We start from the raw sequence: 24220 nt of genomic DNA, 5'->3' as shown, positions 1-24220 counted from the left end.
TTACTCGACCACCAAATCAAACACAACATTAACACTTGCTCTGAAGGTAATCGATTCTTGTAAATACTTACCTTCTGGGACTGTATTAATACGTGAGCCCGTGACCATGATTCGTTCAATATTTGTATTGCTACCATAACCAAAGTGACTACCGACCTCTTGTGATTGAATACTATACACCCGACCAAGTTTCGCTTCGAATGCGCTTGCAAGGCTACTTCCCTGCTGTTTGGCATTCGCAACTGCTTTATCAAGAGCGGCTTGCTCGTAATCTGAGGCTTTGGTTGATAAAAGTTGAATTTGCTCGATTTGATTGACGCCCACTTTAAGCGCAAAATTTAAAAATCCGTCCAGAAGGGAGAGTTTTTTAAGGCTGACTTTGACCTTGCGCGTGGCTCGAAAGCCATCTTTAACTTGGTTATCATTTTCGTCATAACGCATGTTCGGCTCTACGAAAATTCGCCCCGCAGAGATACTTTTTTCGTCTATTGAGAAATTATTTAAGCCCGCAAGGAGTCTATTGACTTGCGCATCGACTTGCTGCTTAGCCTGCACGCTTTCAGCTTTTACAGCTTCAAACTCTAACGTGATATCAGCCCTATCGGGGGCTGTACGCACAACTGCCTCACCTTTAACAACAATATGACGATTATCCGGCAGACTTGTTGCAGCCATCGTAGAACTGGCACATAAAACCAGTGGCAACAGAGATTTAAGCATCATAACCTCTCCTTAGAAAAAAGTTATGATGCCTTGCCTAAACTAAAATGTACACTCAGCTCAGCTATTATTATGTATGTATTTCAGGTATCTTTTTACTCTAAATAGATCGTTAATTTGTTGCTTTATGAACGCCCAGATTGGCCAAACGTTAGGTTTTACCTGTTTGTTCTTACTTAATCGCGTTAATTGATACTTTACCATTGCCATATTCGCAACCGAGGCAAGTGGTTTATTTTTCCAAGTAATTGCTGCAAGTTCAGGTGTAACATGTAAGCCATTTCGCCACTTATTAACTAATGCTGGCTCAATTGCAAGAGCCGTCGCAATACCGACCATGTCGACGCCTTCTGCCATTACCTGATCTGCCACTGATTTACGTTTAATGCCGCCCGTAATCATAATCGGCATTTTCGCGATTTGCCGAATTTCTTTAGCAAACTCTAAAAAGTAAGCTTCACGAGCCAATGTTCTGCCATCCCGTGCACTGCCTTGCATTGCTGGTGCTTCATAACTACCGCCAGAAAGCTCTACTAAATCGACATTTAACTCACCTAGCATAACAACCACTTGCTTAGCATCCTCAAGACTAAAGCCGCCGCGTTGAAAATCAGCTGAATTTAGTTTTACCGCAACCGCAAAATGCTCGCTTGTTGCGGCTTTAATTTGCTTAACAATTTCAATTAACAATCGAGCACGATTTGCAAGGCTACCACCCCATTGGTCACTTCGCTTGTTAGTTAAAGGAGATAAAAACTGGCTTAATAAATAACCATGTGCCGCGTGCACTTCAACACCAGAGAAACCAGCCATTTCGGCTAATGTCGCTGTATTTACAAACCGTGTGATGATGTCTTGAATTTTGGCTTCATCCATCGCTCTAGGGGCCGTGAAGTAACTCGACATTTTACCCATGTCCATTTCCACTGCTGAAGGCGCCCATGTTTGCTGCTGCAAACTTGCTGGCATTTGTCGGCCAGGATGATTAATTTGCAGCCAGAACTGCCCACCATTTGCCTGCCCTATTTTTGCCCACTGCTGAAATACAGCTAGGTGTTTATCATTTTCTAATACCACTCCACCAGGGCCTGTCATCGCTTTACTATCAACCATAACATTGCCCGAGATAATAAGCCCTACACCACCGTCAGCCCAGGCTTTATACAAGTTAAAAAGCTGAGTTGACGGGAGTAAGTTTGCATCAGCTAGGTTTTCTTCCATCGCTGCTTTTGCAACACGATTTGGAATAACAGAACCATTCGGTAATTTAAGCTCAGAAAATAAGGTCATAACAGTCTCCATAGTTGGGAATGTCAAAACTATAAGATTAAAGTAAACTTTAAGGTCAATAGCTATTTGTCATTTTTTAACCCCATTTGTGTCAGAACACGCTTAGCATTATCTGCACAATCCATATCATCTGGTTTTGCATCTATTTCTGTGAGGATCTCTGTTAAGCGCTGTTTATTTTCGGCTAACTTGGCTTGTAATTGCTCGATATCCATCACTTTTTGTTTTAATGCATCAATAAGTTGAGCATGCTGCCAACCAGATAAATCCGCCGGTAATAGCGCTTTTAATTCATCTAGGCTAAAACCGGCTTGTTGCCCACTAACTATCAAGTTTAAAGCGACTTCAGCTTCCTTAGGGTACGAGCGATAGCCATTTGCTTTACGCTCAACCATTTTAAGTAAGCCAATGTCCTCATAAAAACGAATTTTAGATGCGCTGAGACCCGTTCGTTTTGCAAGCTCACCTATTTTCATTGTGTAACTCCTGTCTAGGGTTTAGCTTTAAAGTATGTTGGTGCATATAACGCACTTTGAAAATCAGGTACGTACTCATATTTGATCATACTGCCTAAATCAAGTGAGCGAATAAACTGTGATAATTCTCCCTGAAGCAGCTCAAGGCTTACATCTTCATCAGATGTGCTTGATGCATAGTGTAAATATCGATTATCCGCATAGCCCGTTGTTAACTGCCCTTGTTGATTGTGATTCATAAAACTATTTCGAACAAATTTCTCATCGGTTGATTCATCGCTTAGCTTTTTACCTGTGATGATCACATCAGGCTCATTTGTGGCATTATCAAATAATGAAAACGTCAGTGTTTTAGGAGTATTTTTATAGCTAATTTTAGTGGTCCATTTAGGTAGATTATAGCCCACTACACCTCGCACTCTCGCAAGCTCCGTATCAACGGGTAGCTTTAAAACAACCCCCCAAAAGTCATCATTCCATTGGTTATTAAGTAACGAAATAACGCCTAAATTCCACGAATCTGGCTTGGTGGTGATCACTGAAATGGCTAGCTCGTTGTATGTATCGTTATCGCAGTAATGGTAAGCATACGCTGTTATGGCAACTAACCCGCGCCCTGGCCATAAACTTATTGGCTCAACATGCTCTAAAACACTGGCTGGGATCAATGAGGTTAACACATCGAGATCAGCGCTAAATACAGCGGTAATTTTACTGTTTTTATAGTAAAAATTTGGTGAGTAAGACTCAAAGCCCATGTCTACTTTTTGCTTTTTTATGGTTTTAAACCATGACAAATCAAGAGTGGGAGCCTGCTCCGCTATCACTGATAATGGTGGATTAGAGCGATATTGATCATACAAACCACCTTCAACAACAGGCACTTTTTCGCCTGCCAGCTCAATTGTTTTAGTAGCGCTTTCTACGTAACTTGTTGTTAGTAATGCAAGCAATAAGATTAGGTTTTTGATAGTTGTCATTTTGCACCTCGTTAGTCATTAAGATACAAAAACTCTAACTTTAAAGCTCACTTTAAGGTCAAGATAAAAAAGCGAGTGATGATAACTCACCACTCGCAAACTCATCGAAGTTAAGATGATAGGAAATAAAAACTAATCGGCTTTAACTTGCCATCGCATTGTCGACGTAATCTTCGACCATATCTGCAAAATCTTGATCAACAATACCTAGCTCAGCAAAGCACAGCTCTTTAATTTTGAACCACTCGCTTGAATACTGTTGGTGACGGGCATAGTCCACAGCACTCTCTGCACATTTTAAGATGGCGTATGCCATACGCTGCTGCTCATCATTATGTTGCTCTAAAAAGTGCGTGTTATGATGATTTAAAATAACATGACAAAGTGGCTTTGGAAGGTGCCAAGATACCGAGATAAAATAGCCAATCACCGCATGGTCGCACTGATAACGAGCCTGCTCTAGGTCGGTAATCGCATACTCTTTAGCTAAATTTGCTTGCTTAAGAACCTCAACATAATCTTTAAATTTTAATGCCATAGCCGCAATACCGACATTATGAAAAAGCCCTAATGAATAAAGCTCGTCCACTGGCATTAATGACTTATAACTGTTACCAAGCTGCACACAGGCATTCGCAACTTCAACCGACTCGTCCCAAAAGCGCTCTAAGCTAATACAGGCATTGCCTTTAAAATTTTGCTTAAGCAAGGCCAAGGTTACTAGCCGATTAAGCTGATCTAACCCTAAAAACATCGCCGCTTGGCGTATATCACTAATGGTGCGTTGTAAGCCGAACACCGGGCTATTTATTGTTTTTAATAATAAGGCCGAAAGGCTAATGTCTCGAGAGATCAAATTGGCTATTTTATCTAAGCTTGCATCCGACTTTTGCATTTCATCGGCAATTTGGCTCAATAGTTCAGGTTTTGGTGGAATATGAAAACCGCGTTCAAGCGAAACTAGGCGTTGTTCATCTAAGTTGATCATTTGCCCAAGAGCCTCCGTTAATAAGCAACGAGCAATTTAATGGTTTAGATGTGTAAAATACTCTAAGAAGTTTGCCTTAGTATTGTTTGAGATCAATATGTTGCGAAGAAAGGAAAATAATTAATGAGAGGCTAACACGGCACATTATGACAACTTGCTTTAATATGCCGTCTTTTTGAAGATTTGTTTAGTGAGCAAGTACGCTTAGCCACTCATCTGGGTTTGCTAAAATGAACTCAAATACATCGTTGTTATTTAGAGTAATGCGAATTCCATCTGCTGTAATTGGTAGAATACCCGCGCCTTTACCCGAACACTTATCAACGTTATTGATGTGCGATCGTGAAAGTGTGTATGGACCTAAGCCTAACTCTTTATTAAACGGTTCAAAAACAATGTCTTGCTCTGTAACTAAAAGCTTACCATCCGCTTTTGCGACACCCGATTGAATAGTCGCTGTTGATTCTTTGACTGTGTGTGCGTGCATATCCTTTACTCCACTTAACAAGTTAGTGTTAACTTACACTCAATGAAACCTTAAAATTTCGTACCAACTTAAGATACACCACGTACGAAAAAAGTACAGTGAAATTGATTTCAAAATTGTTTATAAAAACTTAATTGTTCGCTTAAGATCATTTTTACCTTAGTTGTTAAGGTTTTTTATTAGCCTCACAAAAAGTCATTCTGAATTGACCCCTTTCTTATGTGAACAAAAAAAACACTGCTATGCTTAAATTAACAACAGGTAGGTGCCGTAAACTGATGACAAAAGCGTTGCAGCAAACTAAAAACAAGTTGAAAGTAAATGCAATTATCGTGATTGCATTAGTAACGTCGCTCACTGTTACCTCGTTATTCTTTTACAAAAATGTCGACTCACAATGGCATGACTACTCAAAAACCGCCGCTAACGTTTATGTTCTACACGACAAGCTAATTCAAAAACTCGGGTATGGTGGCTTTATTCACCATTTTAAAAACCTAGTGCTCAGAAAAAATACAGAACTGTATCTTCCGCCCATTAAAAGTGAACTCATCGAAATAAAAGAGATCTTTGCCAAGCTTGGCGCAATAAAAGAATACGATCAGACTGCACTTACTGACGTTAAAAAAACGGTTATTGAATATGAAGATAAACTCGATATTGTTTTAAAGATGATTGCTAATGGCGCAACTAGCGAGCAGATAGATACCACTGTAAAAGTAGACGACACAGCTGCATTGAAGGCACTTGCCGCTTTTGAGCAACATGTAAACTTAATCCTTAAAGATAAAGGCATCGCTATTAATGAAAACTTTCAAATTGCTTATATCGTGCATGTGCTAACAATAATATTGCTCACCAGCATATTGCTTATTTACTTTAGAAAGCTTTCAAACTCATATAAACAACAGATTGAGCTCACTGAGCGTGCTGTAGAAGGCGCGAGAATAAAATCAGAATTTTTAGCCAATATGAGTCATGAAATACGCACCCCACTTAATGGCATTATGGGGCTTTTACAAATTTTGCAGCCAAACATTCAAAAACCGAAAAATATAGAAGTTGTTTCTAAGGCGCTATTTTCTTGTCGATCACTCCTTACTATCATCAACGATATTTTAGACTTTTCGAAAATGGAGGCGAACGAGCTTTCAATTGAACAGGTGGACTTTTCAATGTCGAAGGTTGTTGAGTCAATCAATTCTGATTTTCTGCCGCTTTGTAACGAAAAATCAATTGAACTAAACATAGATATAGACGATGACGTTGAAGATTTATGGATAGGAGACCCAGTTCGGGTTCGACAAATTATTTTAAACCTGGTTTCTAACGCCGTTAAATTTACCGAGCAAGGTGGCGTGCAAGTAAAAATTAATAAATCTTCGCAAAGCCAAAAACAAGGTGTTGAGATAGAAGTGATTGATACCGGCATTGGTATGAATAAAGAAGGTTTAATGCATCTGTTTAACCGTTTTCAACAAGCCGATAACAGTATAACGCGGCGTTTTGGCGGGACAGGATTAGGCATGTCGATTACCGCTAACCTCATTAACCGTATGAACGGGCGTATTGATGTAGACAGCGCACTCGGTAAAGGCACCCATTTCACCGTTTATTTACCGCTCAAAGTATCTGAAAAGCAGCACTTACATGATAGCTTTACTGATGTGACTGCACCTGACTTATCGGCTAAAACCTTGTTAATTGCTGAAGATAACCCGCTCAATACTATGATCATCAAATCGATGCTTGCAGAAACCAACGCAGACCTTCACTTTGCAAAAGATGGCGCTGAAGCAGTCGAGCTATTTAAACAACTCAACCCCATTTTAGTTTTAATGGATATACAAATGCCAGTTATGGGAGGGATAGAAGCGTGCTCACATATTCGTAGTATTGATAAAGAGGTGCCTGTTATTGCCTTGACTGCCAACGTGATGAAAGAAAATATCATCGAATACATGAACTGTGGTTTTAATGGCCACGTAGGCAAACCGATTGAAAAGCATTTACTATTTAAAGCACTTCATGATGTGATTGCGGTTAGCCGTGACGAGCTCATAGATTAGGCCTGCCCAAGCGAAAATCTTAATTTCGTTTTATTTCAATAGCTTGCAATTTTATTTTAACGTTTCTCCTGCTAATTCAATACTGTATAATTTTTATCCTATATTGATTGACTTGGCTAAAAAGATCCCTCATAGTCGAAAAAATCATCAGTACACATTGCACCAAATTATAAAAACCAAGTAGCAACTAAAATGCTATCAACAAAAATGTGGAGGAGATGCGTTATGAACCGTAAGTCAAAATTAATCTACCGTATTATGTTGGCCTCTAAGCTTCATAGCCGTAATAAAGAGATATCACTCGATAAACTAAAACAAGGCTGCTGCCTAAGTGACTCTGAATTACTAACCATTATAAAAGAGCTAGAAATTAAAAAACTGATCAGCTGGGATGCCAGTAAATCGGCTTTTATGATTTCAGCCTAGCTCGGCATATTTAAACGACAGCTTAGCTTTTTCTTGCTGTCGTTTTTACATATTTCCCCACCCTATTTAATCATTTAAGTATTTAGCCCCCATCCAAATATAATTAAGCGTAATATTGCTACTTAATCGATTATGTAACCACACTGTGAATACGTATGCATTTAATTGTAAATATTAGCTCAGGGTATATATTTAGTCGAAGTGTTGTTTTTTCATACAACACGTTTATTCGACAACAAGGCCTGATATGAATTCAATGCTAACCAAAAGTGTGCTTATTTTATTGCTAAGCCTCATTACTGCATGTACACACACTAAAACTTCAAACAGTGCCTATGAGCCCATGCCTTACGTAAAACTAACTCACCCGGAATGGTCAAAAAATGCGGTACTGTATCAATTAAACACTCGCCAATTTACTCCACAAGGCACCTTTAATGCAGCACAACAGCAATTGCCACGCTTGAAAGAGTTAGGCGTTGATATTATTTGGCTTATGCCAATAAACCCGATTGGTGAAGAAAACCGCAAAGGCAGTTTAGGTAGCCCTTATTCTGTAAAAGATTACCGTAAAGTAAACCCAGAGTTTGGCACATTAGAAGACCTTAAAACATTTGTGAACAAAGCCCATGATATGGGGATGTATGTCATTTTAGATTGGGTAGCAAACCACAGTGCTTGGGATAACAGGCTTCGATATGAGCACCCCGATTGGTACGACCGAGACTACAAAGGCCAATTTAGGCCGACGCCGTGGTGGGATTGGTCTGACATTATTGACTTTGATTATTCAAAGCCTGCTCTACGTGAATATATGACAGAATCAATGAAATACTGGGTAAAAGAAGTCGGTATTGATGGCTATCGCTGTGATGTGGCAGGCTTTGTGCCCGTAGATTTTTGGAATAACGTCCGCCGTGAGCTTGATGACATAAAGCCTGTTTTAATGCTTGCTGAGTGGGAGTCTCGCGATTTACATGCCGAAGCATTTGATATGACTTACGCATGGTCATGGTCTGAGCACATGCATAAAATCGTAAATGGACATGCTGATGTCAGCGCCCTCTTCGTTTATTATTCATGGAACGAAAGTGCATTTCCAGAAGAAGCTTATCGCCTTGTGGGTGTTGCCAACCATGATAGCAACGCATGGGAAGGCACCATGTTCGAAAACTATGGCGATGCACTCGAAGCCGTTATTGCATTATCTGTCGTTGGCGAAGGCTTCCCGATGATTTACAACGGCCAAGAAGCGGGTAACGATAAACGCCTCGCTTTTTTTGAACGTGACCCTATCAAATGGCAAAAGCACCCTATTGGTGATTTATACCAATCACTATTTGCACTCAAACATAGTAATGAAGCACTGTGGAATGGCCAATTTGGCGGCCGCATGGTGCATGTACCAAACACCGCACCAAAACAGGTGCTTAGCTTTGTTCGTGCAAAAGGCAACGATAAAGTATTTGCCGTATTCAACCTATCAAAAGCGCCACAAACAGTTAGCTTTAAAGAGCCATTGTTTTTAGGTAAATACACGGATGCTTTTTCAAAACAGGCAATGGAATTTACTCAAACAACAGAACTCACAATTCCAGCATGGGGATTTAGAGTCTTTGTAGAATAACTCGTCCTCCTTAGCTTACTCCCCCCAATAACCAAATTTGATCCCATAACTAAAGCTATGGGATCAAATAATCAGTTAATTTCTTTACTAACAAGACACCCATATCACTAACCAGACACCCATATTAATTTCTATCACTCCACAGAGTTAACCTATAAACAAAATAACCACTAACTAGACACCCAGCTTAATATTTCTCACTTCTCAAAATTATGACTAAACTTAAATTGTTCAACTCATGGAGGAGAAGAGCATGGCAACCCCACGTAGAAACTTAATTAGTATTTCAAACACGCCTTATTATCACTGCATTTCACGTTGCGTTCGTCGCGCTTATTTGTGTGGACAAGACCCTCTAACGGGTCGTTCATATGAATACAGGCGGGATTGGGTTGAAAAGAAACTACTTCAACTTGGCAGGATATTTTGTATTGATATTTGCGCCTACGCGGTTATGAGCAACCACACTCATCTAGTCCTGCACATCGATATAGCAAAAGCAAAGCGTCTGAATAATAAAGCGATTCTTATTAGATGGCACAAGTTATTTAAGAGTACATTCCTTTGCCAACGGTTCTTAAATGGCGAATTGCTAACACAAGCTGAACTCGCTGCGGTTAATACCAGAGTAAATTTATATCGAGAACGGCTCAGTAGCATCAGTTGGTTCATGCGTGTTCTTAATGAGGGTATTGCACGAAAAGCGAATCAAGAGGATGAATGTAAAGGTCGGTTTTGGGAAGGTCGTTTTAAGTCACAAGCCTTGCTGGATGAAGCTGCACTTGCTGCATGCCTTGCTTATGTTGATTTAAACCCAGTAAGAGCAAAAGCGGCTGATTTACCAGAAGAGTCTGACTACACCAGTATTAAATCTAGAATTAATGCAGCTCAAAATAATAAGCAACCAAAATCACTTATGCGCTTTGCAGGTAAACCACGTAAACATATGCCTAGAGGGCTACCATTTGAGCTCAAAACATATCTACAACTTGTAGATTGGACGGGCCGCTCAATACGAGATGATAAGCCTGGGAAAATACCAGAAGAGGCATTACCAATACTTGAAAGATTAAACATTTGTACTGATAACTGGCTTACACTCACCACTTCCTTTACCCGCTCATTTAAAAATACGGCTGGTAAAGAACAGGCTATAACTGAGTATGCAAATCACATGAAACGAAAGCGAAGGAGCTCTATTAGCACTAGTCGTGCACTATTTGCCTAAACCAAAACTCAAAATGTTTAAAGTGGTCTTACCCTTGGGCAGAGCTTGCCCGAAATCTGGCACTAATCAGACAATAACTACAGAATCATGTAAAAAGAACATTCGATGTATAAATTAACTTGGTAAATTAATTTAGAACGACTGGGCAAGTCACATTTAAAGTTAGCTATTAAAAAATCTACTAGAGTGGGTGTCTTTTTAATTCTAAAGTGGGTGTCTTTTTAATTTTCATTACCTGTACCTCACCAGCAGTGTCTCCTTCAATTCAATCATATACATAAAGACGAAGTTTACATTTTAATGTGGGTGTCTAGATAACTATCTAAAGTGGATGTCTCGATAACTTAAAAATAAACACACTTAAAGTTAAATTTAATTAATGCAGGAATAAAAGAAGAGTACTAAAGAATGTTTTTAAAAGGAATTTAAATGATGAAAGTCACCCAAATAGAATTTTGGGTGGCAGTCTTACCAGCCGCATCTCGGCACACACGTCACACGCTGTGGCTGCTCCCTTCCGGGCCTGACCAGGTTCACCTGCTAGTGTTGCGAGAGGACCAATAAGACTACCATTGAGGGCCTTGTTTGGCGCGGGAGGGATTATCTCTACTTTTAGCCTGTTATTCAAGGGGTATTCGAAAAAGAAAGTGCGATTGCATACTTGGTATACAATCGCACTGTCATTAAGGGGGTTATCGCTTACTGTTCAAGTTCAGCTTTAATGTTGCGCAGTGCTGCTTTCACTTTTTCCATATTTTCTGGGCCCATACGCAGTAATTGTTTTTGCGCATCAGGTAGATTTTCCCACTCAGAGTAAGCATATTGATAAGTAACTGAGTTACGAACAAGTGGCATATCACCTTTAGGCTCTGGCGTATCAAGCAGTACATCAATCGCCTCTTCTAGCGTGCCTGTGAATGCATCACCTTCGTAGCCAATTTCTGCATAAGCTTCATTGATAAGTGGTTTGTATTCATCGTACATACGAATAACTTGAGCAGCGCTTAGGCTGGTAAATAGTTTCACATATGGCGTGTAGCGCTCATAGCTATTTGGGTCGATTGTTAAAATGTCGCCCTCAATAACTTTAAACGACTCTTTAGGACGCTCAACAGGTGCATGGCTTAATGCCACTTTACCTTTGGCGATGTTATCAACATACACAACACCACGGCGAATAAGATCGTCGGTCACCATTAAGCTCATCACTTGGTCACTTAGTAACTCATCCATACGAGCAACAACCACTTCATCGCTTTCATTTAACGTTGGTAATGGTTCAACTTCTGGAACTGGCTCTGGAGTGCGCTCTGGAGCAGTATCGACTACAACGGGTTCTGGCTCAGGCTCTGTCACTTCAGGTTCTGGTTCAGGCTCTTGATACTCAACAACTGGCGCTTCTTCTGCAACAATATCTTCAACAACTTGCACGGGTTTATCTTCAGGCTTTAATAAAATAAACGCTGCCACACCAGCAACAAGGATAAGCACAACCACCGCAAAAATCAGGTTGTTATTTGATGAACCCTTTTGTACTTCAGGCTCTGACGAATGCTCTGACATAGACACTCCCTTAAAAATAAAACAGATAAAAATACGAAAAAACCATTTAGCCTTGAGCTAATCTTTGCTTCTTCTAGCTTAAAGACTTACAGTTGATAAATAAAGTAAAGACGCACAACTATTTAAATGCAACCATGAGCAGTAAGTTAAAAAAAACACAGCACTCTAAAATCGCTTTATTACTAACAGGTGGTGGCGCGCGAGCGGCTTATCAAGTTGGTGTGCTTAAAGCGATAACGCAAAGCATGCCTCGTACAGCACCGCTGCCCTTTACTATTATTAATGGGACATCAGCAGGCGCAATTAATTCCGCTGCATTAGCATGTTATGCATCGTGTGCGCATTTAGCATGCAAAAAACTTGAATGGGTGTGGAAGAATTTTTCGACCTCTCAGGTTTATAAAAGCGACTTTTTAAGTGTGTTTTTACATATTACTCGCAACATGCTCACGAGTTTTCAATCTGAACATATAAATCACCCACCAGCGAGTTTGCTAAACAATAAGCCTCTGCGAAAACTACTGCACGAAATACTCGATTTATCGCGTATCGAACGAAATCTGCATAAAAACTACCTAGATGCAGTATCGATTACTGCTTCGAGCTATACCACCGGTGACTCTGTGGCATTTTTTCAGTCACTTACACAAAAGCCCTGGCGCAGAGCAAAGCGTGAAGGTCAAGCAACCCGCATTAATGTTGAGCACTTAATGGCATCGAGCGCTATTCCTATGGTGTTCCCGAGCGTGAATGTTTATAACCACTATTTTGGCGACGGCTCTATTCACCAACTTTCGCCACTGAGTCCGTCGGTTCACTTAGGTGCTGAAAAAATCTTTATTATTGGTGTTGATGAACCAAAAGAATTGCATCCACCAGGTTACCAGCCTCATTACCCGGGTCTTTCGAATATTGCAGGTCACTTGCTCGATAGCGTCTTTACCGACACGCTACAGTCTGATTTAGAGCGCTTACAGCGCATTAACCGAACTTTGAGCCTTTTGCCTGCCCGCGACAAACACCAAGAGCTTAAACAAATCGAAACTTGCGTGATCAACCCATCGCAAAACTTTAATGCAATCGCAGCTCAGTTTTATGATGACATGCCTATGGCAATCAAAGTGTTACTTCGCATGATAGGCGTGAAAAAACGTTCGCAATCGAGTTTAACGAGCTACTTACTGTTTGAAAAACGTTATACCCAAAAGCTCATTGAAATTGGCTACCAAGATGGCCTTAAAAAGCTACCTGAAATTCGTAAATTCTTAGAGCTGGAGTAGTTAATAGCTACTCCATACCGTCGAGTAAAAACCGCTCTACCCGCTCTACTCGGCGAGGCTTGCCTTGCAGCACTAAAATATCACCTGCCAATAAAATAGTTTGTGATGATGGCGCGTCAATTTCTCGGTCTTGTCGGCGCAGCGCTCTAACCGACACACGGCGCTGCTCAAGCTTAAGCTCACTAATTTTCTGATTTACCGCATAAGCATGCTCAGGCAGAGCTATAACATGTAAATACTCAAGCCTATCTGAACTTGCCTCTTCGCCATCAAGTTTATCGCCAGTGAAAAAGCCATTTAAGAACTTGTAACGGTTACGCCGCTCTTTACTAACACGGCGAATGATCCGTGTCATCGGTACGCCAGACATATACAGCACATGCGAAACCAGCATCAAACTTGCTTCAAGGGTTTCTGGTACAACCTCAGTAACACCTAGCTCTTTAAGTGTTTCCATTTCGGTGTCATCGCGCATCCGTACCAGTATCTTCACGTCAGGGGCTATTTGCTTGATGGCATCAACAACAATTTGCGTTTGCTCAAAATCGGTAAAGGTAATAATGACTAGCCTTGCCCGCTCTACGCCCGCTGATTTTAAAATATCTTTTTGATTCACATGGCCAAATATAACCGGCTCGCCAGCCGCTTTTGCTTCTTGCAATAAGATGGGGTTGCTCTCAACTGCGACGTATTCAATTGCTTCTGGCTTTAAAAAGCGTGCTACGGTTTGCCCAACACGAGAAAAGCCACAGATCACAATATGATTTTGATACAAGGGGCTACTTGTCGCGGGCTGTTGCCAGTACTGCCCAGCATGGCTTAAAAGGCCAAGTTTTTTAAGAATAAGCGGTGTTTTTTCAATAAGGTAAGGCGTTAGTGCCATTGAAAGCACGCCAACTGCAATTAAAAATGAAGCTTGCTCTGAACTTATTAACAAATGCTGCGAAGCAAGTGCAATTAACACAAAACCAAATTCTCCCATTTGCCAAAGCATAATACCCGCAGATACCGCATCTTGCTTACGCTCACCCATCACTTGCGCAGAAATCGCGAGCACCGCAATTTTAAATAGCAATAAGCCAATTAATACCGCAATGATCCAGTACCAGCTATTAAGTACATAGAGCACATCTAACTGCATACCGACGGTAACAAAGAATAGCCCCATCAATATATCGCGAAACGGCCGAATATCGGCTTCTAGTTGGTGGCGATAATGGCTTTCTCCTAACATCATGCCGGCTAAAAAGGCGCCTAACGCCATCGATAAACCAAATAGGTAAGTCAGGCCTGCGGCAAACAAGGCAACCAATAAAGTCGTTAGCATAAATAGCTCATCGGTTCTTACCAGCGCTATTTCGCTAAACACTTTAGGCAAAATCCATTTACCTATGCCGAACAATAAAATACATACTAAAGCGCCTTTAGTAAGTGCAAAAGCCAATGCACCGGCAATTTCTTCAGAGCCACTTTGGGCTAGTAAAGGATAAACAATGAGTAGAGGGACAACAGCAATATCTTGAAATAGCAACACCCCTATTGCCAACTGGCCGCGACGCTGGTTTAAATCTCCAGATTCTTTAAGTAACTTAACCACCACCGCCGTTGAAGACAGCGCCATTAAACTGGCAATGGTAAAGCTATTTAAAAGGCTGTGCTCTAACAGCAGTAAAATCAGCATAAATACAATGCTGGTCACCACAACCTGTAAGGAGCCAAGGCCAAACACAATATTTCGCATTGCCATTAAACGCGGCAATGAAAACTCAAGCCCTAAGCTAAACAGTAAAAATACAATGCCGAGTTCGGCAACAAAGTGCATTTCGTGGCTTTGCGCCATCCAGCCAATACCATGGCTCCCCGCCAACACGCCTGTGGCAAGATAAGCCAGAATAGGTGGTAAACCAATTCGTTTGAAGAACCAAACAAATAATACGGCAGCAACGAGCAAGCCAAACACTTGAATCAGCACATTTTGCAAGCAATAAACTCCCTTCTACTTGATGATAAAGCTGTACCCTCCCTTAAATATAGCAACCATCTGTTTTTCAGCCAGTTTAAAAATGTGGCACAAATCTCGCTAAGTATGAGTATCTAAACACTCCGGGGGGAGAATTATCATGGAAAATGTCCATATTTTGACGCAGCGGGTGTCTGCGCGAGGCGAGTTTCTGCCGTTTTCGGCAGAGCATTACCGAATAAATGAAACAAATAGTCCACACGATTTGGTCGCAAGGTTACAAACTACGTTATCAATCGAAGAAATTTTGACAATTTTTGCGGAACACGCAAAACAACTGATCAATTTATCTGGATTGCAGTTTCAATCTGCACTCGGCGTGTCACAAAGTGCTGGCAGCGATACCAGTCAAACACCGTACTCTTTTGATTTAGATATCGAAAGTGAACGCTTAGGGCAGCTAATTTACTTTAGTCAATTCCCTATGGGTAAAGCGATTGAAGCAAAACTAAAGCTACTTCATACAGCCCTAATTTACCCATTACGTAACGCGCTTATGTATACCCGCGTATTACGTTTAGCGACTAAAGATGCACTAACAGGCTTAAATAACCGTAGTCAATTTAATGACAGCTTGGCACAAAAGCTAGAACGTTGCCGCCGTCAACATCGTCCATTTAGTTTAATGCTGCTTGATTTAGATAACTTTAAACAAGTAAACGATAACTTTGGTCATAAAATTGGCGATGACGTGCTGCAAGAATTTGCTAATGTATTACGTACTAGTGTGCGCGGCACCGACTCAATTTTCCGCTTTGGTGGAGATGAGTTTGCATTATTAATTGACGACCCTGAATTCACCACCAATAAAGTGATCGCTGATCGCATTATGAGTTTGGTTGCTAACTCAGGGGTGATGGCTCAATATGGTGTAACATCAAGCATTGGTTATACGCTCGCCAATAACCAAGACTGCGAAAACGAAGTGTTTGCCCGTGCTGACAAAGGCCTTTATAAGGCAAAAGCAGCAGGAAGAAACTGCGCAAGAGCTTACTAATTTGAGTAAAAGCCTAGCATCCCCCGCTAGGCTTTTTTGTTTATAAATTTATAACCAAGTAATACTAACCAAAAACCAGCGAAGAAGCCGCTTAATAAGTAAAGCAAGGCAGCCATGGTGGTAAGGGGCGATACCATCACTAAAGCCAGCGGCGTAAGTACGCCAAGAATAAATAAAATACCGCCTTTGCCTGACCAGTAACCTAGCAGCAATATTGAGCAAATTAAGCCGCCAGCTAACGCATAAAAAAGTGTATTTATTGTCAGCTCTGCATAAGCAAAACCGGCAACTACAGCCACTAGCATCGATAACGCAAAGCCTAGTGGTGCCTTATTAACTAGTGATAAACCAACATGTGGTTGTTCACTCATAGAGTGTCTCCCAAAGAATTCCATCTTCAACACTGTGCTGCTCACTAACAAAGTAGCCAACAACTTGCACAAGTTGATCGTTATAAAAAATTAGTGGTGTCTGCGCACGTAACCAAGGGGCTACTTTGGCATCTTTAAACCAATGTTTTAAAGTGTTTGAGCCGGGTTTATGCAAAGGCTTTATACGCGCTTGTGGCTTATTAAATTCAACCCTTACCCGCTCATCCGGCCGTGGTTTTCTAATGCCTTGGCCCGCTTTCACGATTAGTTTTCGGCCATCTTTCAGTTCAAAACTCTGTAAAGCAATATCCATCGCCTCAGGTATTGCCTGCTCCTTCACAAAGTACCAATGCTGCTGATGCCGACGAACATCTCCGCTTTGCAAACAAATTTTTAGCTGAGCATCGGCTTTTGCCATTAAACCTTGCTCAATAATTTGCTGTAGCTGATTTTCTGAAGGTAGTTGATGGGTAAACTGATTCAGCCACGCACGCACAAGGTTTGCTTGTCTAGGCTGGCTAAAGGGTGCAATTGCCTGGCAACTTAAGCCACCCTGCGAATTTTGGCAGTGTGCAAGGTCACTTTGCGTATATTCATCGAGTAACAATTGCTGCTTTTGTAACAGCCGAATACTACGCGCTGCGCTTTTTTCAAATCCTTGAAAACGCTCCGTTAAAATAGGCAGAACCTGATGACGTAAAAAATTGCGGTCAAAGCGCTCATCAATATTTGAATCATCGGTGATATGGGTAATAGCAAATTCACCGGCAAATTGTTCAATTTGCTCACGAGTGATATTAATCAGCGGTCTAAAACATACTCGCCCAGATGCTAACAATCGCGTTTGTGGCATCGATGCTAAGCCTTGCAAGCCTGAGCCGCGCTTTAGACGAAGCAAGAAGGTCTCAAGTTGATCATTTAAGTGCTGACCAAGCAGTATTACACTATCTGATAAACAGTTCTCGTCGAGTGCTTGGTATCGTGCCTCTCGCGCTTGTGCCTCAAGTGATGTACGCGAGCGCTGATGAATTTCAACGTGTACCGCTTTAAATGCAACATCGAGCTCTTCACATAGCGATTGACAAAACTCCTGCCACTCATCGGCATACTTGCTCAAACCATGATTAACATACACAGCTTCAAATTTAAGCTTTGAGTGCTGCTGTTGAGCTAATTTCATTAAATGTAACAATACAACCGAATCAACACCGCCAGATAAGGCAACACTAAAGCAACTTTGCTGAGCGTTCAGCAAAGGCTGTAATTGTGCTAAAAAATGGTGATATAAATCTGATGTTTGCATTAATAACCAATGAGTATACAAGCGTCTTTGTTATCGGCATTATAAAACAAAAAAAGCCGCAAAAGCGGCTTTTTTTCAATTTTAAGCTGTGTTTAGCAATAGCCAAAGGACATTAAACGTTTGTAACGCTGATCAAGCATTTCATCTAGTGAAAGGCCTTGTAAATCAGCTAGGTCACGCTTAAGTTGGTTTTTAAGGTTACGTGCCATCGCATCGTAATTACGATGTGCGCCACCTAGCGGCTCATCAATTACGTTGTTAATTAAATCAAGCTCTTTAACACGTGCAGCTGTTACACCCATGGCTTCTGCAGCTAATGGTGCCTTGTCTGCGCTTTTCCATAAGATTGATGCACAACCTTCTGGCGAAATTACAGAGTAAGTGCTGTATTGCAACATGTTAACGCGGTCGCCCACACCAATTGCTAATGCACCACCAGAACCACCTTCACCGATAACAGTACAGATAGTTGGTACTTTTAACGCAGCCATAACTTTAAGGTTACGCGCAATAGCTTCACTTTGACCACGCTCTTCAGCGCCAACACCTGGGTATGCACCTGGGGTGTCGATAAATGTCATGATTGGCATTTTGAAACGCTCAGCCATTTCCATTAAGCGTAATGCTTTACGGTAACCTTCTGGCTTTGGCATACCAAAGTTGCGTTTAATTTTTTCAGCCGTGTCACGCCCTTTTTGCTGGCCAATAACCATCACTGGTTGACCTTCAAAACGTGCAACACCACCTAAAATAGCTGGGTCGTTAGCAAAAGTACGGTCGCCTGCTAGTTCGTCAAATTCCGTGAAAATGCGCTCGATGTAATCACGAGTATAAGGACGCAACGGATGACGGGCTAACTGAGAAACCTGCCAAGCACCTAACTCAGAGAAAATTTTCTCTTTCATTTCAGCACTTTTCTCTTTTAATCGACTGACTTCCTCTTCTAATCCAAGGTCTAATTCGCCAGCGCGGCTTACATTTTGTAATTCTTCAATTTTTGCTTCTAATTCTGCGATTGGAAGCTCAAAATCAAGATAATTGAGGCTCATGCTCTAAACTACCTAATTAATTAAATTCTAGTTCTACATCTTGCGCCGCCATCAGCGATAACTTATGAAGCAAGTCATCACTCGGCGTAACACACCATTCGGTTCCTAAGGTAATCTCAGCCAACGCATCCGGACGTTGATAGAATACTTTAATAGGACAAGTACCAAACTTATAAGGTTCAAGTACTTTTTGTAAATTATCGAAGAAGTTCGCCTCGATCTGCACCATATTCAAGGTCATTTTAATCGCTTTTATACGTTTTTCTCGCGCCTCAGCGATGGTGCATATGTCTCTAGCGGTCATTGTAATGCCACCAGAGAAGTTATCAAAGCTGACCTGTCCAGATATTACCAAGATATTGTTTACTTGCAGCAAATCTTGGTACATTTCAAACTGTTCTGGGAATAAGCGTACATCAATACGGGCACTCTTGTCATCTAAAGTTACAAGGCCCCATCGATTTCCCTTTTTGTTTATCAAGGTACGGGCAGAAATCACTAAGCCTGCAGCCGTTGACTGCACATCGCGGTTGGTGGGCTGTAAATCAACCAGTCTTCCTGACGTATAATGCTTTAACTCTTTACGATATTGATTAATTGGGTGGCCAGTTAAGTAAAGACCTAAGGTTTCTTTCTCACCATCTAGCCATTCATTGTCGGTTAAATCTGTGGCTTTAATAAATGCTTGCTCAACTTCATCTGGCTCTGTGGCAAGTAAACCAAATAAATCTGCCTGCCCTAGTGACTCAGCCTTATGATGCTGATCAGCCGCTCGCATGGCATCTTTTAAACTCGCTAATAAGGTTGCACGGCCAGGCTGTGTTTTATCTGGGCCAAGTTGGTCGAGCGCTCCGGCATAAATTAGCTTTTCAACAACACGCTTGTTTAAACGCTTTAAGTCAACACGGGCACAAAAATCAAATAAGTCCTTAAACGGGCCACCTTCGCTACGGGCTTCTAAAATAGCTTCAACAGGCGCTTCACCAACCCCTTTAATGGCACCGATACCGTAAACAATTTCACCTTGTAGATTAACCGTAAACTTGTACTCACCGGCATTTACATCCGGCGGTAACAAGGTCAGTTTCATGTTTTCACATTCATCTACCAAGGTAACAATTTTATCGGTGTTATCCATATCTGCCGACATTACCGCAGCCATAAACTCTGCTGGATAGTGGGTTTTCATCCACAGCGTTTGGTACGATACTAAGGCATAAGCAGCTGAGTGAGATTTATTAAAACCATAACCTGCGAACTTCTCTACCAAGTCGAAGATTTTCATTGCAAGTTCGCCGTCAACGCCATTATTTATAGCGCCTTCTTCGAAGGTTGAACGTTGCTTTGCCATCTCCTCTGGCTTTTTCTTACCCATCGCACGACGCAGCATGTCAGCGCCACCTAGCGTATAGCCTGCCAGTACCTGCGCAATCTGCATTACCTGCTCTTGATATAGAATGATACCGTAGGTCGGTTCTAGAATTGGTATCAAGCTATCGTGTTGCCATTGCACATCTGGATAAGATAACTCTTCGCGGCCATGCTTACGGTCGATAAAGTTATCTACCATGCCTGATTGTAATGGACCAGGGCGAAATAGTGCTACCAGTGCGATCATATCTTCGAAGCAGTCTGGCTTTAGACGACGAATAAGGTCTTTCATACCACGAGATTCTAACTGGAATACCGCGGTTGTTTCGGCGCGTAGCAGTAGCTCAATACTTGGCTTATCATTAAGTGGGATGGCATTGATATCAACCGGCTCTTTACCCTCTCGGGCTAAGCGCTCGTTAGTCATATCAATTGCCCACTGCAAGATGGTAAGTGTTCTTAGACCTAAGAAGTCAAACTTAACTAAACCCGCTGTCTCAACGTCGTTTTTATCAAATTGCGTTACCGGGAATTTACCCTCATCATCACAATAAAGAGCAGCAAAGTCAGTGATAGTGGTTGGTGATATTACAACACCACCGGCGTGTTTACCGGCGTTACGTGTACACCCTTCAAGGATGCGACACATATCAATAAGCTCTTTGACCTCTTCATCACCGTCGTAGGCTTCTTGTAAACGAGGCTCAACATCAAACGCTTTAGCCAAGGTCATGCCCGGATCGCCCGGTACTAGTTTAGAAATACGATCAACAAAGCCGTAAGGGTGGCCAAGTACACGGCCTACGTCACGGATAACCGCTTTTGCAGCCATGGTACCAAAGGTAATGATCTGAGATACCGCGTCACGACCATAAAGCGCCGCTACGTGATCAATTACCTCATCACGCCTATCCATACAGAAATCGACGTCGAAATCGGGCATTGAGATACGTTCTGGGTTCAAGAAACGTTCGAATAGTAAGTCAAATTCGAGCGGATCAAGGTCGGTGATCTTCAGTGCATAAGCTACCAATGAACCAGCACCAGAACCACGCCCTGGACCTACCGGAATATTGTTATCCTTACTCCACTGAATGAACTCCATTACGATCAAGAAGTAACCTGGGAAGCCCATTTGGTTGATTACGTCGAGCTCTATTTTCAGACGCTCATCATACTCAACACGTTTCTCTTTACGCTCTTGCTCATCTGGGAATAAAAACTGTAAACGCTCTTCAAGGCCATCTTCAGAGACTTTAACCAAGAAGTCTTCAATTTTCAGTGAACCGGTTGGGTAATCTGGTAAGAAGTAAGTTCCTAATTGTACGGTCACATTACAACGCTTAGCAATTTCAACGGTGTTTTCTAACGCTTCAGGAATATCGCTAAATAGCTCAGCCATTTGCTCTGCTGTTTTAAGATATTGCTGCTCAGAAAAACGTTTTGGTCTACGTTTATCTTCTAAGGTGTAACCGTCATGGATTGCCACGCGGATTTCATGGGCTTCAAAGTTTTCTGGTTTTAAAAACACCACTTCGTTAGTTGCCACTACAGGTAACTGCTCTTTTGTAGCAAGCTCAACAGCTAGGTGTAAATAGTCTTCTTCTAAAGCACGTTCTGTACGAATAAGCTCAATGTAATAATGATCGCTAAAATGTTGCTTATAAAAGCTAACGACCGATTCAATAAGCCCTGGGTTACCTTTTAATAGGGCTTTACCTAAGTCGCCATCTTTAGCGCCAGATAATAAAATAAGGCCGTTTTTGTGCTCCACCAGCCATTCACGGTCAACCACTGGGCGGTGAAATAAATGTCCTCGCTGGTATGCTTTAGAGATCAATAAAGTAAGGTTTTTATAGCCTTCGTTATCTTTCGCTAAGATGGTAATTCGGCTAGGTTCATCTTCAAATTCAGGGCTTCTTAACCAAAAGTCTGCGCCAACAATAGGCTTAATACCAGCGCCATGGGCAGCGCCATAAAAACGCACCAAACCACATAAGTTCATCTGATCGGTGATAGCCAACGCAGGCATTTGCAGCTCTTCTGCTTTAGCGACAATTGGCTTAGTTTTAGCTAGCCCATCCACCATTGAGAAATCTGAGTGAACACGTAAGTGAACAAATTGTGGCGCAGGCATTACAGTTGCTCTCCTTTTAACGCCAAAATGCGCTGAACAGGTTTAAAGCTTTTACGATGCTCTGCAATAGCACCGTATTGTTCAAGTGCTGCAAAGTGTGCCTTAGTTGGATAACCTTTATGGCCTGCAAAACCATAATCAGGGTAACGCTTATCAAGCTCAATCATTTCATCATCACGAGCAACTTTCGCTAAAATAGATGCCGCCGAAATCTCTTCGACTAGGCTATCGCCTTTTACTACCGCCTGTGCTGGCACAGTTAATTGGCTAGGCACTCGGTTACCATCAATAAAAACAAACTCTGGCTTTACACTTAGGCCTTCAACCGCGCGACTCATCGCGAGCATGGTGGCATGCAAAATATTTAACTCATCAATCTCGCTTGGACTACAACGACCAATAGCATAGCACAAGGCTTTTTCTTTTATTTCTGCCGCTAATAATTGACGTTTTTTGTCTGATAACTTTTTAGAATCGGCTAACCCTGTAATAGGCTTATTTGGGTCAAGTATTACCGCTGCGGTAACAACATCACCCACTAATGGACCACGGCCAACTTCATCTACACCAGCAATATAATTAACATTCGGTCGTTCAATTTGCATTTAGTAACTCCGCGACTGCTGCTGCAGCTTGTTCATTGGCATTTAATCTAATGTCTTTATGTATGGCTAAAAAGCGCGCTTTTAGTTCGCTGTTATCGGTATTAAGCATAGGTGTTAGCGCTGCTGATAGGTTTTCAACATTACATTCGGTTTGTAAGTATTCTGGAACGAGTTCTTCATCGGCTAATAAATTAGGCAACGAAAAATACTTAATGTTAAAAGTGAATAAGGTTTTGAAAATCCAGTAACTCAATGGCTTAATTTTGTAGCCCACAACCATCGGCTTTTTGTACAGCATACCTTCAAGTGTTGCGGTTCCTGAGGCAAGTAAAATGGCATCAGCGGCTTGCATTGCAAGGTTTGACTGACCATCCAATAATTGCAATTTTAGATCTGGGGCTGTTTTTTCTAAAATTTCACAAAACTGTGCTTTTCGTTTTTCATTGACTAACGGTACCACAATTTTAAGGTCAGGGTTTTGCGTTTGTAGTTTAGCCGCTGTTTCAATGTAGGTTTCGCTTAAAAGCCCCACTTCAGAACCTCGGCTACCTGGTAACAACGCAAGTACTTTATCAGTTTGTGCTAAACCAAGCTGATTACGAGCCTCGGTCTGGTCGTGCTCAAGGGCAATATCATCAGCCAAAGTATGACCCACAAACGTACAAGGTACATCGTGCTTATCGTAAAAGGCTTTTTCGAACGGTAAAAGTGCCAGCACTAAATTAGTGGCGGCACTGATTTTATGAATACGCTTTTCGCGCCACGCCCACACTGATGGGCTAACATATTGTACTGTTTTAATACCCGCCTCTTTTAGCGGCTTTTCGACACGTAAGTTAAAGTCAGGGGCATCGATACCAATAAATACATCTGGTGGGTTGTCGATAAAATGCTGCACCAATTGTTTGCGTATTTTTAGTAGGCGCGGTAATCGGCCAAGTACTTCAACTAAGCCCATTACAGATAATTCGTCCATATCGAATAATGTTTTACAACCAGCCGCTTGCATACGCGGGCCTGCAATCCCCTCAAATATGGCATCCGGAAAACGGCGTTTAAGTGCTTTTACTAGCCCTTCACCTAAAATATCACCTGATAACTCACCTGCCACCAAGGCAATACGTAACGGCTTTGTTTGTTCTTTCATTCGTTGATAATTCGCAACTTTTGGCACTAATAAAAACGAGTTTACCGTGTTTTAGCAGTCGGATAAATGTCACAGAGTTAATAAAT

20 protein-coding genes and 1 other RNA gene are annotated in these 24220 nt (G+C 41.6%); 6 read left to right on the top strand and 15 right to left on the bottom strand.

The window, feature by feature from the left end:
- The 6 genes from KQP93_RS06020 to KQP93_RS05995 form a co-directional block, all read right to left on the bottom strand.
- Positions 1–723, bottom strand: a complete 723-nt coding sequence (locus KQP93_RS06020) for an SIMPL domain-containing protein (RefSeq protein WP_217876337.1) — start codon at positions 721–723, stop codon at positions 1–3.
- Positions 724–780: 57 nt separating this feature from the next.
- Positions 781–2010 (bottom strand): NADH:flavin oxidoreductase/NADH oxidase family protein, encoded by a 1230-nt coding sequence (locus tag KQP93_RS06015; protein WP_217876336.1) that lies wholly within the window; start codon positions 2008–2010, stop codon positions 781–783.
- A 62-nt stretch (positions 2011–2072) separates the two neighbouring features.
- On the bottom strand, positions 2073–2486 hold the full coding sequence (locus KQP93_RS06010) for a MerR family DNA-binding transcriptional regulator (protein ID WP_217876335.1): 414 nt from the start codon (positions 2484–2486) through the stop codon (positions 2073–2075).
- A 14-nt stretch (positions 2487–2500) separates the two neighbouring features.
- Complete coding sequence (locus tag KQP93_RS06005) at positions 2501–3466, bottom strand: hypothetical protein (protein ID WP_254907716.1); 966 nt, start codon at positions 3464–3466, stop codon at positions 2501–2503.
- A 142-nt stretch (positions 3467–3608) separates the two neighbouring features.
- Positions 3609–4454, bottom strand: coding sequence for an HDOD domain-containing protein (locus KQP93_RS06000; protein ID WP_217876334.1), 846 nt, complete (start codon positions 4452–4454; stop codon positions 3609–3611).
- A gap of 187 nt (positions 4455–4641) precedes the next feature.
- Positions 4642–4941 (bottom strand): hypothetical protein, encoded by a 300-nt coding sequence (locus KQP93_RS05995; protein ID WP_217876333.1) that lies wholly within the window; start codon positions 4939–4941, stop codon positions 4642–4644.
- A gap of 278 nt (positions 4942–5219) precedes the next feature.
- On the opposite strand from KQP93_RS05995, the gene KQP93_RS05990 reads away from it, so the two are divergent.
- The 4 genes from KQP93_RS05990 to KQP93_RS05975 all read left to right on the top strand — a co-directional run bounded on the left by KQP93_RS05990 (position 5220) and on the right by KQP93_RS05975 (position 10291).
- Complete coding sequence (locus KQP93_RS05990; protein ID WP_217876332.1) at positions 5220–7010, top strand: ATP-binding protein; 1791 nt, start codon at positions 5220–5222, stop codon at positions 7008–7010.
- 225 nt (positions 7011–7235) lie between these two features.
- Positions 7236–7436, top strand: a complete 201-nt coding sequence (locus KQP93_RS05985; protein ID WP_063706895.1) for a hypothetical protein — start codon at positions 7236–7238, stop codon at positions 7434–7436.
- Between the two features lie 247 nt (positions 7437–7683).
- Positions 7684–9063 carry an alpha-amylase family glycosyl hydrolase gene (locus tag KQP93_RS05980; protein WP_440590114.1) on the top strand — a complete coding sequence of 460 codons (1380 nt, stop codon included), beginning with the start codon at positions 7684–7686 and terminating at the stop codon, positions 9061–9063.
- Positions 9064–9316: 253 nt separating this feature from the next.
- Positions 9317–10291 carry a transposase gene (locus tag KQP93_RS05975; RefSeq protein ID WP_217876331.1) on the top strand — a complete coding sequence of 325 codons (975 nt, stop codon included), beginning with the start codon at positions 9317–9319 and terminating at the stop codon, positions 10289–10291.
- 466 nt (positions 10292–10757) lie between these two features.
- Here the strand turns inward: KQP93_RS05975 and ffs are convergent.
- Positions 10758–10854, bottom strand: an RNA gene (ffs, locus tag KQP93_RS05970) — signal recognition particle sRNA small type.
- Between the two features lie 136 nt (positions 10855–10990).
- A complete protein-coding gene (locus KQP93_RS05965) occupies positions 10991–11854 on the bottom strand; it encodes a DUF3014 domain-containing protein (RefSeq protein WP_217876330.1) in 864 nt (287 codons plus the stop codon).
- 134 nt (positions 11855–11988) lie between these two features.
- Between KQP93_RS05965 and KQP93_RS05960 the strand changes: the two genes are divergently transcribed.
- Positions 11989–13134 (top strand): patatin-like phospholipase family protein, encoded by a 1146-nt coding sequence (locus KQP93_RS05960; protein ID WP_138599329.1) that lies wholly within the window; start codon positions 11989–11991, stop codon positions 13132–13134.
- A gap of 7 nt (positions 13135–13141) precedes the next feature.
- On the opposite strand, the gene KQP93_RS05955 is transcribed toward KQP93_RS05960, so the two are convergent.
- On the bottom strand, positions 13142–15115 hold the full coding sequence (locus KQP93_RS05955; protein ID WP_062566896.1) for a monovalent cation:proton antiporter family protein: 1974 nt from the start codon (positions 15113–15115) through the stop codon (positions 13142–13144).
- A 139-nt stretch (positions 15116–15254) separates the two neighbouring features.
- On the opposite strand from KQP93_RS05955, the gene KQP93_RS05950 reads away from it, so the two are divergent.
- A complete protein-coding gene (locus KQP93_RS05950; protein ID WP_217876329.1) occupies positions 15255–16151 on the top strand; it encodes a GGDEF domain-containing protein in 897 nt (298 codons plus the stop codon).
- A gap of 26 nt (positions 16152–16177) precedes the next feature.
- On the opposite strand, the gene KQP93_RS05945 is transcribed toward KQP93_RS05950, so the two are convergent.
- The 6 genes from KQP93_RS05945 to lpxB form a co-directional block, all read right to left on the bottom strand.
- Positions 16178–16522, bottom strand: coding sequence for a hypothetical protein (locus KQP93_RS05945; protein WP_217876328.1), 345 nt, complete (start codon positions 16520–16522; stop codon positions 16178–16180).
- Positions 16515–17825: a tRNA lysidine(34) synthetase TilS gene (gene tilS, locus KQP93_RS05940; protein ID WP_217876327.1), complete on the bottom strand. Its 1311-nt coding sequence runs from the start codon at positions 17823–17825 to the stop codon at positions 16515–16517. The genes KQP93_RS05945 and tilS overlap by 8 nt, the downstream gene beginning before the upstream one ends.
- Before the next feature lie 92 nt (positions 17826–17917).
- Entirely contained in the window at positions 17918–18874 is a 957-nt protein-coding gene (gene accA, locus KQP93_RS05935; RefSeq protein WP_054553102.1) for an acetyl-CoA carboxylase carboxyl transferase subunit alpha, read from the bottom strand.
- A 16-nt stretch (positions 18875–18890) separates the two neighbouring features.
- Positions 18891–22382, bottom strand: a complete 3492-nt coding sequence (gene dnaE / locus KQP93_RS05930) for a DNA polymerase III subunit alpha (protein WP_217876326.1) — start codon at positions 22380–22382, stop codon at positions 18891–18893.
- A complete protein-coding gene (gene rnhB, locus KQP93_RS05925; RefSeq protein ID WP_217876325.1) occupies positions 22382–22987 on the bottom strand; it encodes a ribonuclease HII in 606 nt (201 codons plus the stop codon). Before rnhB ends, dnaE begins: the two co-directional genes overlap by 1 nt.
- Complete coding sequence (gene lpxB / locus KQP93_RS05920) at positions 22977–24134, bottom strand: lipid-A-disaccharide synthase (protein ID WP_217876324.1); 1158 nt, start codon at positions 24132–24134, stop codon at positions 22977–22979. The genes rnhB and lpxB overlap by 11 nt, the downstream gene beginning before the upstream one ends.
- Positions 24135–24220: the final 86 nt, after the last annotated feature.

Source organism: Pseudoalteromonas shioyasakiensis, from assembly GCF_019134595.1.
GTDB lineage: Bacteria > Pseudomonadota > Gammaproteobacteria > Enterobacterales > Alteromonadaceae > Pseudoalteromonas > Pseudoalteromonas shioyasakiensis_A.
This window is presented reverse-complemented; position numbering and strand designations above follow the sequence as displayed.